Below are 11142 nucleotides of genomic sequence, written 5' to 3'. Positions count from 1 at the left end.
TGAAGTTAATCCGCCCAGGCATAGATCTTTGAAAGATGCTTTAACGCGATCCAGAACGTTCATCAAAGAATTCATCCAGATGAAAGGTCAATATAGTCAGGGCCTGATTTATATGGGTGAACCCGGTCTGGGCAAAACCCATCTTGCGGTTTCTATTATTAAAGAGCTGATTTTAAAACATGGTGTCGAGTGCAAATTCGTTGATTTTTTTGAACTGCTCCGTGATATACGACATGGTTATGGAGAAGATATTTCTGAAGGTGAATTCATCAACCCGTATGTTGGTGTGAAAGTACTGGTGATTGATGAGTTGGCAAAAGGCAGAAATACCGATTGGGAACTGACCATTCTTGATCATTTTATCTCCAGCCGTTACAACGATGATGACAAGGTGACTTTGGTCACCACCAATTTCAAAGACAAGCTGGATAATGGAATAGGGGATAACAAGAAGTCCGGACTTTCTAATGCCAGCACTCGCTACACTCTGGAAGAGAAAATCGGCCCACGAATATTTTCTCGATTGATGGAAATGTGCAAGAAAGTCCACCTGCAAGGCAAAGACTTCCGCCAGGTTTAAAAATTTTTTCCTTTTCAAATTGATAACTTACAACCCTCCCTGTTGATCATTTTCCATTAACGACTTATACTTTTTTTAAGAAGTTGGGGAGAGTCCGATGTCAAAAAAAGCTGTTGCTCAACAAAAAAAACAACTGCCCACTGAAACCAGGGTCGCTGTGTCGTCTGCCAGGCCGACGCGTGCGGAGTTGGCAAAAATCCATATTGCGAAGCGCGATTTAAAGTTGACCGATCAGTTGTATCGCGGGGTTTTAAATGTGCTGTTTGGAGAAACCTCTGCCAAGGATCTCTCTCACAAACAAATCGATGAACTGCTCACACACTTTAAGAGCCTGGGTTGGGAAAGCGATTATTCTGCAGATACAAAAAAAGAAACAGGTAGTAAAAATAAAATATCAGATAAACCAGTTAGTCAGGTTTCACCAAGTCGAGGACCCGCAACGATGGCTCAACTGGGTTTGATCATGTATTTATGGAAACACGGACCCGGCATAAGAAACAAATCCACAGAGGCATTGGACTATTTTTTAAACCACCATTTTCATGTATCCGAGTTGAAAGAAGTAAAGGCACGCCAGGTGCCGGGCATTCTGGGTGCGATTCGTAAAATGGCGCGTTTGTAGTAAAAGGGTGTTGCCCGTTGAGGGTCAGGACTTATGAATTCATTATCCTGGATTTGACGCTTTTCAACTCTTCTTTAGATTGTTCCCTGGTGATTAATCCTTCTCTTTCAAGAATCATGATTGCCAGTTCTACCTCGCTCAAAATGCTTTCCGAAACTTTAGTTGTTGGAACCGTGTCCGTAAGAATTTTTTGAACTTCTTCCAGCAATAAGGATCGATCAACAGGTTTGGGGATGAAGCCGGATGCTCCATCTTCAATACACTTGTCTTTGATGTCGGGCTTTATACTTCCTGAAACAACCAAAACAGGAATGGCTGGTTTCCATGCACGAAGGATATGTAGCAGGGCATCTCCACCCAGTCCCGGCATATTGATGTCTGAGGTGATTAAGTCGGGTTGAAATTTATGAGTTATTAAAATTGCTTCATGACTGCTGAGAGCCGTTTCAACATCATAATTTTTCTTCAAAATTCCTGACAAAAGTATAGTGGTCGATCTTTCATCATCGACGACTAGAATTTTCTTTTTCAAACTTATGTTTGAAATACCGCATTCAGGAAATATTGGGTTGGTCAGGATGAGTTATAGCATCATATAGTGTTTGACCCATTACCAGAAGAAAATAAAATCTCTTAATATTTCAATGGTAACCAAAGAAGATAGAAAGCCGGCAGGGTGGGTGGGGGTAATAAAAATTGGGGCACGTGGGAGGCATTCCTCCTGGAGTCGCCTCCCACGTATGAGATAATTTTAATTTATCCAACTCTACCTTGGTGGAGGATTAGGAGTTAGCCAGTAATCAAAATTATCCCAATAAAAACTGTTTTATGTTAATGGGTTCAGGTCAATCAGTTAAATAAAGATTTTCATCATCAAAATCTACATTTTTCTGTTTTTTTTGCTTGCGACCTTTCCTTTTTTGAGCGTTGTCGCTTAAAGCATTGTTAAAAAAAGACTTCCAGTAGTCATTGCTGAGTTTTTTACTGGAAAGAACCTTTTTGACCTTGCCCTTTTTATCAAATACTTTGACTTCGTGAAACATGGTAAACTCCAAACTTTAAGACGACCTGCTTGATCGTGACCCGGTTTGGAGGTAAAAATTGTTGCTGAAGCACCTCCGCCCGGTTGATAAATCAACATATTGGGTCGGTCTCAGCCCGTTGGGCCAAAAAATATATGAACTGGATTCTGTTGTATAAATGTAATTCACAGTTTAGGATGTCAAGCACCCAGTCCAAGGTTCATTTCTTTGGCCTGTATGCTCTTATCGGAGGAAGATTTTGAAACAATTAGCGGTATTTTGCATTTTTTTGATAATTTTATTGGTTCAGGGATGTGAGCAGAAGATGAAAGAACATCCTTTGCCTGAAACCTTGAAAAAACAACTGGCCCGAAAGGCTGACCCGACCATTCATGATAATGATATATCTGGTACTATTTCTTTGTCTCCCGACTTGAAAGTGAACCGTAGCCCTGCCGCGGGTTTATTCATTTTTGCCCGCCCTGAAGGGGTTGAAACTGGTCCACCCCTTGCGGTTAAACGTCATGGCGTTTTTGAATTTCCTTTCGATTTTGAAATTGGCCAATTGAATACCATGATTGAAGGGACTCAATTTGAAGGAACCATGACCCTGATGGCCAGACTCGATCAGGATGGAAACAGAAAATCCAGCCCGGGTGATGTTGAGGGAACAGTGAAAGTCACTGCCGGTCAAAAAGGTGTTCAATTGGTGCTGGATAACCCGATCCAGATAGAAGCCTACAATATAAAAGGAACGGTAGACGTGAGCGAGGCGCTTAAGAGCAAGATCCCTGAAAATGGGACCCTCTTCATTTTTGCCAGGTCAGAGGGTGTGAGGCGCGGTCCACCCCTGGCGGTTCAACGTATTCCCGATTTGAAACTTCCTTATGAATTTACCCTGGGTCCCCAGGACATCATGATGCCCGGAACGGCTTTCGAAGGTCCTATGGTGTTGGCGGCAAGAATAGATGTTGATGGAGATGCCCGTGCCGGCCCCGGTGACCTGGAGGGTTTTGTTGGAGCAAAACCCGGCGACCGCAATGTGAAATTGTTATTGAATCATTTGACGGGATCCTAAAAGAAAAAATTTACTTCTTTGCAAAATTTAACTAGCTTAAAAGATTAAGGAGACTCCGAAAGCCATAGATCTTTGATCTTCCCGCCCGAAAGGAATACTCTTCAAGGATATTACTTTCTTCAAACAGAGAAATTAATCGTGAAACAGTTAGTCGTGAAACGGTTGATGTTGAAATCTTCTCTAATTCGTTCTTTACCTGAGCATTGGTAAAAACTGGGGAGCTAAAAAGAAAATCTACGAAATGAAATAAATAGGGTGATTTAGTAGCTTCAAACTTTGATTTAATTTCGTCGTGGAGGTTGTAAATTTTATCAATGAGTTCTTGGGTTTCTTTAGCTTGTTCAGCTACGCAGCGAAGAAAAAACTTGGTCCACCCCTCATAAACCCGAAATATATAACTGCTGATATGTTAAATTAGATACTTGAAAAATAATAAGTTGTAAACTATGAAGTTAAATGCTTTGGGAAGGAATGTCCAAGGTCATTTTTAGCCGAGCTGAACAATTGTATTCCAGCTTAAGTTATTGCTCATTGGTCTCACGCCAGGTGGCTAGATTGGAGGGGGCCTGGTTAACTGGCATCATTTCTATTCGGTTGATGTTTACATGTTCTGGCTGCATTAAAACCCAGAGCACACTTTCGGCAACATCAGCTGGAGAAAGGGGTTTTAATCCTTCATAAACTTTTCCCGCTTTCTCCTCATCGCCTTTGAACCGCACCAGAGAAAATTCACTTTCGCCAACCATAGCTGGTGCGATATTGGTGACGCGTAGGGCGGTGCCCAATAAATCTGCTTTTAAATTTATTGTCAACTGCTCCACAAATGCTTTGGTCGCGCCATAGACATTGGAGCCGGGGTAGGCATAGGTGCCGGCAGTAGACCCTATATTCACAATATGCCCACGGTCCCTGTTAACCATTCCAGGCAACAGGAGGCGCGTTATATAGGACAAAGCCAGGCAATTTACATTAAGCATTGTTTCCCAATCCTGCCATTCGGTTTCCTGCGCTGCCTCAAGTCCCAAAGCCAACCCGGCACAATTAATGAGCACATCAATATTTTTGAATTCGGCAGGAAGACTACCCAGTTTTTCTTTTAATTTATTTTTATCAGTGATGTCACAGGCAATGTTATGGCTTGGAACCTGGAGCTGACTTTTTAATTGCTCCAGCTTGTCCTGTCTCCGTGCTACTAAAATTAATCGAACCTTGTGTTTTGCCAGAACTTCGGCAATTGCTTTTCCGATTCCTGATGATGCGCCAGTAACCATTGCGGTTTTATAGATCATTTACGTAGCTCCTTATTATTTCTTAGTGCTGTAACAACTAGTAGTCCTGTTCCTAGCAGGCAAAGCCAGCTGAAGATATCGCCATAAGCACTGTAGAAGGTGAGTCCTCTTTCGCCGGGGGTGATTTGAGTGATCCTGGCGGCATCGACAAAAAGTTCTGTTTCATCGCGCAGTGTGCCGTTAGCGGTGATCGTGCCTGAAATACCCGTATTGGCTGAACGAACGATGGGTACACGATTTTCAACGGCTCTCAATACCCCCATGCTCATATGCTGGTAGCTCGCTGCACTTTTGCCAAACCAGGCATCGTTGGTGATGTTGATTAAAAAGTTAGCGCCATTTTTAACCGCCTGTCTTATCAGATCAGGAAATATAATTTCATAACAGATGGAGACCCCGGCCTTATATTTCCCGACATTAAATATTGTTGCTTCTTTTCCTCGCCCGAAGTCGCCGATCATCTCCACAAGTTTTTCCACGAAGAACAAAAGTTTTCTGAAAGGCACAAACTCACCAAAAGGGACTAGATGAATTTTGTCATAACGGTTTTGTGTTGTACCCGTTTCGGTTACCAGGTAAGCGCTGTTATAGTGAATGATGTTTGTTCCTTCTTTGGTCCGGAAGGGACTGCCAAATAGAATGGGGGTTTGTATTTGCCAGGCAAGGTTTTTTACAAACTCGGTACCTTCCGCATGCTGGTTGTAGTAAAAAGGCATTGCTGTTTCAGGCCACACGATCAACTGGGGTTTTGACTGGGCGGCTTTGAGAGTCAGATCACGATATTTGCTCATAACCACCTTCTGGTATACCGGATTCCATTTCATGAACTGCTCAACATTACCCTGGATCAGTGCGACCTTTAAGCCAGGTGTTTGTGCCGTGCGGTTCATGGCAAATCCTCCGTAACCCAGCCAGAGAACCAGGACAAGAATTGTGATAGATAAAAACCTTGGCCCCATGTTGGTTTCTGAATCCCGCTCCCAGGATTTCCAGGACAGGTAAAACCCTATATTGACAAGCATGATAAGCCAGGAAACCCCATACACCCCGGTGATCTCTGCCATCTGGATAACAGGCAGTGTCTGGAACTGCGAGTAGCCTAAACCTAACCAGGAAAACCCATATTCTGAGTGAGTTGAACGGATGTATTCCAAAGCCGTCCAGAGAACCGGAGCGAAGAGGAATAACAATCCTCGGTTATCTTTGCAGACTCTCCTTATCAGATAGCAGAAAAGTGACGTATAAAATGATAGATAGGCGGCTAAAAGCCCCAAAACCATGAAACTTACGACCTGTGGAAGATTGCCGTAGTTGATAAGGGTATTATTGATCCATTTCAAGGCCCATGAATAAAAAATCATTCCAGTGATGAACCCCAATAAAGCCGCTCTTTGAGGGGTTTTAGACTCAATTGCAGAAAAAAGTGGGATAAAGGCGAACCATGCGAGAACTTCCAGGTTGAAACGTGGGAAGCTCTGAACCAAAAGAATTCCGCTAAAAGCGGACAGTATAATCAGTCGCGGTTCCTTAAGAATTAGGTTTTTCACCAATACTGGTCTATATTAGAAGGTGGAAATTAAAATTCGATATGGATACACAGGTTTAGTTAAATCAAAACTTTAAGTTCGCTTCAATAATCAGGTTTGTGTGTTCTTAAAATAATCATATTTAAATAATACAATCTGGCTTAAGAATCATAGCCGGAACCTTATATATTTTGGAAACAAAAAAACAATTTTTAGATAACCTCAAGAAGGTTTGCCTTTGTCGAAGCATCAAGGCGGGAACTATAATGGCTGCCATTAAAGGCGGAACCTTGACTTTTGAAGGTTTGAGAAAAGAATTAGGTGTGGGAACGGGCAATTGTAAAGCCAAGCGTTGCCGGTCCAAGATCGAAGAAAGAATCAAAGAGTATAAAGATAGTTTAAAAGAAGACGGCGAAACGGTTGAGCCTTAGGCTTCTAAGGAACCCCGACTTTGTTACTTTCCAGAAAGTTTTAAACGCAAGGATATGAATCAATCAGAAAGCTTGCCGACCGCTTCTTTTATTCTCTGAACTCCCGCCTCAATTAATTCCAAAGATGATGCGAAAGACATCCGGGCGTTTGCATCAGCACCAAATGCAATCCCAGGAACAATAGCCACCTTCTTTTCTGTTAAAAGGTATTCTGTGAAATCCAAAGAACCATTTAGTTCTTTCCCGTTAGGATCTTTTTTGCCATAAAGGCTTGAGAAATCCGGGAAGGAATAAAATGAACCATTGGGTTTATTACAAGTGACTCCGGGGATGGCCGCCAATTGATCCACCATGACATTCCTGCGTTTTTCAAATTCACGGACCATGGCAAGGACATCGTCATGTGGACCCGTCAGCGCTTCAATGCTTGCCGCTTGAGAAATGGAACAGGGTCCCGAGGTGCTTTGCCCTTGCAGCTTTTGAACTTTTTTAACAATTTCCGAATCGGCAGCAATGTATCCGATTCTCCAACCTGTCATGGCATAGCATTTTGAGACGCCATTGATCACGACACAATTCTTTTGCGCTTCTTCACTTAGCGAAGCGATGCTGGTGTGTTGAAACCCATCAAAAATTATCCACTCATAAATTTCATCTGAGATGAGTAATAAATTGTTTGCCAAAGCAAATTCAGCAATGGCTTCCAACTCTGCTTTTTCATAAGCGAACCCGGTGGGGTTGCTCGGAGTGTTGATCAGCAAGGCCCTTGTGTTTGGAGTCAGGACTTCTTTAATCTGGTCAACGGTGATTTTAAAATTATTTGCCGCGTCAGTATTTATGATAACGGGTTTGGCTCCTGAAAGACCTACCATCTCAGGAAAGGAAACCCAGTAAGGAGCGGGGATGATGACCTCGTCACCTGCTTCCCACAAGGCTTGCGCCAGGTTATAGAAAGAATGTTTGGCTCCGCATGAAACCAAAATTTGGCTTCTATCATAGTCCAAACTATTATCTCTTTTCATTTTGGTAATGATCGCATCTTTCAACTCATTGGTTCCACCGACAGGTGTGTAATGAGTCTCGTTGGCTTCAATGGCCCTGATAGCCGCTTGTTTGATGCGGTCGGGGGTATTAAAGTCCGGTTCTCCAGCCCCAAAACCAATGACGTCTTCTCCCTGGGCTTTTAGCTCTTTGGCTTTGGCGTCAATGGCCAGTGTCATAGAAGGTTTAACTTGCTGAATACGGTTTGAAAATTTCATCAGATCCTTTTTTTCAACTCCTTTATTACGTCACGAGGAACAAGTTTGGAAACATCTCCCCCATGCCTGGCAATTTCCTTAACAAGGTTTGAGCTTAGAAAAGAATATTCCTGGCTTGGAATCATGAATAATGTTTCGATAGACTCATCCATTTTCCTGTTCATTAATCCCATCTGTAATTCAAATTCAAAATCACTGATGGCCCGTAGTCCCTTTATTACGACAGAAGCTTTTTTAGAATGAGCCAGCGAGATTAAAAGATTATCAAATGGGGTCACCTCAATCGTACTGAATTTTTTTGTAGCGTTTTTTATAAACCTCACTCGATCTTCCAGGGAAAATAAGGGATGTTTATTTGGGTTTAACGCAACCGCAACAATGAGACGGTCAAATAGTTTCACAGCTCGACGCATTATGTCAATGTGACCGAACGTTACAGGATCAAAAGTTCCCGGATAAAGAGCAATACGATTTTTTTTCATTCTTCAAAAGCCTTTTCGAAAAAGCAGGATTATATCGTCAAAATATAAATAGGCAAATCTTTAAAGAAAAGGATTTCATATTCAACTTAAAATTGGAATAAAAAGCCCCCGATTTGTGTTCTAGCTTCATTTTTTTAAGTGAAATTTTAAATTTTTTTAAAAGATCAAAAAAAATGCAAAAATTCAATTTTCTCCATAAACGCTTGTAAAATATGAAAAACATTGATAAGTTGGCATTTATTTCTGCTGGAAGAGAAATTTAAAGTTATTTTCCTTTTAATGCCAGATCAATAAAAACCCCTTTAGATGTAAGGAGTTATTGGATTTAGATTTTTTTGGCTTTATTTTTAAAAATAGGGTGAAAAATTGGTTTTTTAGAGCCATATTTATTAGAGTTTCACTAATATTTTTTTCGGTTATTTTTTCTTTTTTTTATTTCCCATATTTTCTTGACATTGCGCGTGAAATTACCTATAAATGGCCTTATCTATAAAAAAAGGGCAGAGGGTTTGATTCGAAATACAGGTCAAAATATGAGAATAAAAAACACGATTCGCCCCTTATTATCCATGTTGTTTGCTAATAAGTTTTTATAAGGGAGAGTTTATTTTTTCAGAGTGTTTGCCCTGTTTTGATGCCATTTGACGCGGTTTATAGCGCGTAAGCTTTTTTTTAATGTTTTGCTCGTTGTTGTGTTTTTAGTTAGGAAGGTTGGGTAAAGTAGTACGAGTAGTAGTTTAGTTGGAGGTGAAAAGTCGAAAGGCTGGGAGGCTCCGAAGAAGTGTAGTAGTGAAACAGTTGTAATTGGGTTTGGATTAGCCGAGCCCGCAATTACCAAGATTCACAAGGAGGTTTGTATATGAGGTTAAACAGACGTAAGTTCTTGCAGGTGAGTGCTGGTGTAGCGACAGCTATGGCATTGACGAGCAAGAGGGTTGGAGCTCAGCTGAAGCCCGTAGTGAAAGTCGGGAATCCGCTGGAAGCTTATCCTGACAGACGGTGGGAAGAAGTCTACCGTGACCAGTATAAGTATGAGCGTTCTTTCACGTATTGTTGTTCTCCGAACGACACCCATCAATGTCGTGTGCGTGGATTCGTACGTAATGGCATCTTGATGCGTATCGAGCAGAACTACGATCACCACAAAGTTCGCGATCTGTATGGTAACCAAGCTGACGCAGCGTGGAATCCTCGCATGTGTCTGCGTGGTATGACGTATCCCCGTCGTGCTTACGGCCCGTATCGGAATAAATATCCGATGATTCGTGTTGGCTGGAAGCAGTGGGCGGATGACGGCTTTCCTTATCTGGACAAGGAAAATCGTGAAAAGTATAAGATGACAAGCCGGGGAACGGACGAATTCGTTCGTATGACCTGGGATCAGACCTTCACCTATATTGCCAAGGGTCACATTGCTGTTGGTAAGGCATACAGTGGTGCCCGTGGTGCACAGCGTCTGAAGAATGAAGGTTACCAGCCTGAGATGATCGAAGCGATGGGCGGATCTGGCCCGCGTACTTTTAAGTATCGCGGTGGTATGGGTCTTCTCGGCGTTATCGGTAAGTATGGTATCTACCGGTTGGCTAACATGGTAGCCCTGTTGGACTCCATCATTCGTGGTCGCGGACCTGGTAAGGTACTGGGCGGACGCGCATGGTCCAACTACACCTGGCATGGTGATCAGGCTCCTGGACATTCCTGGACACATGGAATGCAGACCTCTGATATCGACTTCGCTGACCATCGTTATGCGAAGATGACCATTCAGTGGGGTAAAAACCTGATCGAGAACAAAATGCCTGAAGCGCATTGGTATACAGAGATCATGGAACGTGGTGGTACGCTCGTATCGATCGCTCCTGAGTACAATCCGCCTGCAACTAAAGCGGACTACTGGGTACCGACCCGCGCAGGTTTGGCAGACATCGCCCTGTTTTTGGGTGTTGCCAAAATTATCATGGACGAAGGTCTTGTAGACGTGGATTTCGTTAAGGACTACACAGATATGCCTCTGTTGGTTCGAACGGATACTCTCGTTCGCTTGCATCCGGATGATTTCATTCCGGGTTACAAGGCTCAAGCCCTGCCGAAAGACGGCTTCACCACGAAGTGGATGAAGAACTTCAACCGTGACATGATGCCTGACTTCACCGTTTGGGATACCAATACGGATAAGCCGGTCGCAATCACGCGCGAAGACATCGGCGCTAAGATGAGAAAGAAAAATATCGATCCTGCATTGGACGGTGTTTTTGACATTAAACTCGTAAGCGGCAAAACCATCACGGCTATGCCTCTCTACGAAATGTATAAGATTCACCTGAAGGATTACGATGTTGATACGACCAACCAAATCTGTCACGCTCCCAAGGACTTGATTGTCCGTCTGGCTCGCGACATAGGTACGATCAAACCTGTTGAAATCCACTACGGTGAAGGTATCAACCATTACTTCCACGCTACGATGCATAACCGTGCATCTTATGTTCCTCTGATGTTGACCGGTAACGTCGGTCCTAAAGGTTCTGGCTCTCACACATGGGCTGGTAACTACAAGGCTGGTAACTACCAGGGTTCACATTGGTCTGGACCTGGCTTCGCGGCCATGGTTGCGGAAGATCCTTTCAACACCATTCTCGATGCTTCCAAGAACGTTGACTGGAAGAACGTTAAGGGTTATCTGAAGGGTGAGGAAGTCAGCTACTGGGCGCATCGTGATAAAGCGCTGATCGTAAATACCCCACGCTATGGCCGAAAGGTATTCACGGGACGTACGCATATGCCTACGCCTACCAAGCTGGTATGGTTTGTTAACGTTAACGTTATCAACAATGCTAAGTGGTTCTACGAGTT

The 11142-nt window shown here is 43.0% G+C and carries 11 protein-coding genes; 5 read left to right on the top strand and 6 right to left on the bottom strand.

What is annotated here, in order from left to right:
* Window positions 1-28: 28 nt before the first annotated feature.
* Window positions 29-580: an AAA family ATPase gene (locus tag F3741_07590; protein ID MZG30659.1), complete on the top strand. Its 552-nt coding sequence runs from the start codon at window positions 29-31 to the stop codon at window positions 578-580.
* Window positions 581-677: 97 nt separating this feature from the next.
* Entirely contained in the window at window positions 678-1202 is a 525-nt protein-coding gene (locus F3741_07585) for a DUF1018 domain-containing protein (GenBank protein MZG30658.1), read from the top strand.
* 31 nt (window positions 1203-1233) lie between these two features.
* On the opposite strand, the gene F3741_07580 is transcribed toward F3741_07585, so the two are convergent.
* On the bottom strand, window positions 1234-1782 hold the full coding sequence (locus F3741_07580; GenBank protein MZG30657.1) for a response regulator: 549 nt from the start codon (window positions 1780-1782) through the stop codon (window positions 1234-1236).
* Between the two features lie 265 nt (window positions 1783-2047).
* Window positions 2048-2245 carry a hypothetical protein gene (locus tag F3741_07575; GenBank protein MZG30656.1) on the bottom strand — a complete coding sequence of 66 codons (198 nt, stop codon included), beginning with the start codon at window positions 2243-2245 and terminating at the stop codon, window positions 2048-2050.
* A gap of 304 nt (window positions 2246-2549) precedes the next feature.
* Between F3741_07575 and F3741_07570 the strand changes: the two genes are divergently transcribed.
* On the top strand, window positions 2550-3302 hold the full coding sequence (locus tag F3741_07570) for a hypothetical protein (protein MZG30655.1): 753 nt from the start codon (window positions 2550-2552) through the stop codon (window positions 3300-3302).
* A gap of 521 nt (window positions 3303-3823) precedes the next feature.
* Here the strand turns inward: F3741_07570 and F3741_07565 are convergent.
* Together F3741_07565 and lnt are read right to left on the bottom strand one after the other, a co-directional pair.
* Window positions 3824-4591, bottom strand: a complete 768-nt coding sequence (locus F3741_07565) for an SDR family NAD(P)-dependent oxidoreductase (protein MZG30654.1) — start codon at window positions 4589-4591, stop codon at window positions 3824-3826.
* Entirely contained in the window at window positions 4588-5952 is a 1365-nt protein-coding gene (gene lnt / locus F3741_07560) for an apolipoprotein N-acyltransferase (protein MZG30653.1), read from the bottom strand. Before lnt ends, F3741_07565 begins: the two co-directional genes overlap by 4 nt.
* A gap of 353 nt (window positions 5953-6305) precedes the next feature.
* Here lnt and F3741_07555 point away from each other — a divergent pair, with 353 nt between their 5' ends.
* Entirely contained in the window at window positions 6306-6548 is a 243-nt protein-coding gene (locus F3741_07555) for a (2Fe-2S)-binding protein (GenBank protein MZG30652.1), read from the top strand.
* A 59-nt stretch (window positions 6549-6607) separates the two neighbouring features.
* Here the strand turns inward: F3741_07555 and F3741_07550 are convergent, their stop codons facing one another.
* The gene (locus F3741_07550) at window positions 6608-7807 is read right to left on the bottom strand and encodes a pyridoxal phosphate-dependent aminotransferase (protein ID MZG30651.1); all 1200 of its coding nucleotides are present in this window, start codon (window positions 7805-7807) and stop codon (window positions 6608-6610) included.
* On the bottom strand, window positions 7807-8289 hold the full coding sequence (coaD, locus tag F3741_07545; GenBank protein MZG30650.1) for a pantetheine-phosphate adenylyltransferase: 483 nt from the start codon (window positions 8287-8289) through the stop codon (window positions 7807-7809). Before coaD ends, F3741_07550 begins: the two co-directional genes overlap by 1 nt.
* 859 nt (window positions 8290-9148) lie before the next feature.
* On the opposite strand from coaD, the gene F3741_07540 reads away from it, so the two are divergent.
* Window positions 9149-11142: molybdopterin-dependent oxidoreductase (locus F3741_07540; protein MZG30649.1), on the top strand; the 1994-nt coding region annotated here is incomplete at its 3' end.

Source organism: Nitrospinota bacterium, assembly GCA_009873635.1.
Lineage (GTDB): Bacteria > Nitrospinota > Nitrospinia > Nitrospinales > VA-1 > LS-NOB.
This window is presented reverse-complemented; position numbering and strand designations above follow the sequence as displayed.

What these genes read in the sequence shown, in the direction of transcription:
- F3741_07585 (MZG30658.1), top strand. Translation starts at nt 678, where the DNA reads ATGTCAAAAAAAGCTGTTGCTCAACAAAAAAAACAACTGCCCACTGAA.
- F3741_07575 (MZG30656.1), bottom strand. Translation starts at nt 2,245, where the DNA reads ATGTTTCACGAAGTCAAAGTATTTGATAAAAAGGGCAAGGTCAAAAAG.
- F3741_07570 (MZG30655.1), top strand. Translation starts at nt 2,550, where the DNA reads ATGAAAGAACATCCTTTGCCTGAAACCTTGAAAAAACAACTGGCCCGA.
- F3741_07565 (MZG30654.1), bottom strand. Translation starts at nt 4,591, where the DNA reads ATGATCTATAAAACCGCAATGGTTACTGGCGCATCATCAGGAATCGGA.
- lnt (MZG30653.1), bottom strand. Translation starts at nt 5,952, where the DNA reads ATGATTTTTTATTCATGGGCCTTGAAATGGATCAATAATACCCTTATC.
- F3741_07550 (MZG30651.1), bottom strand. Translation starts at nt 7,807, where the DNA reads ATGAAATTTTCAAACCGTATTCAGCAAGTTAAACCTTCTATGACACTG.
- coaD (MZG30650.1), bottom strand. Translation starts at nt 8,289, where the DNA reads ATGAAAAAAAATCGTATTGCTCTTTATCCGGGAACTTTTGATCCTGTA.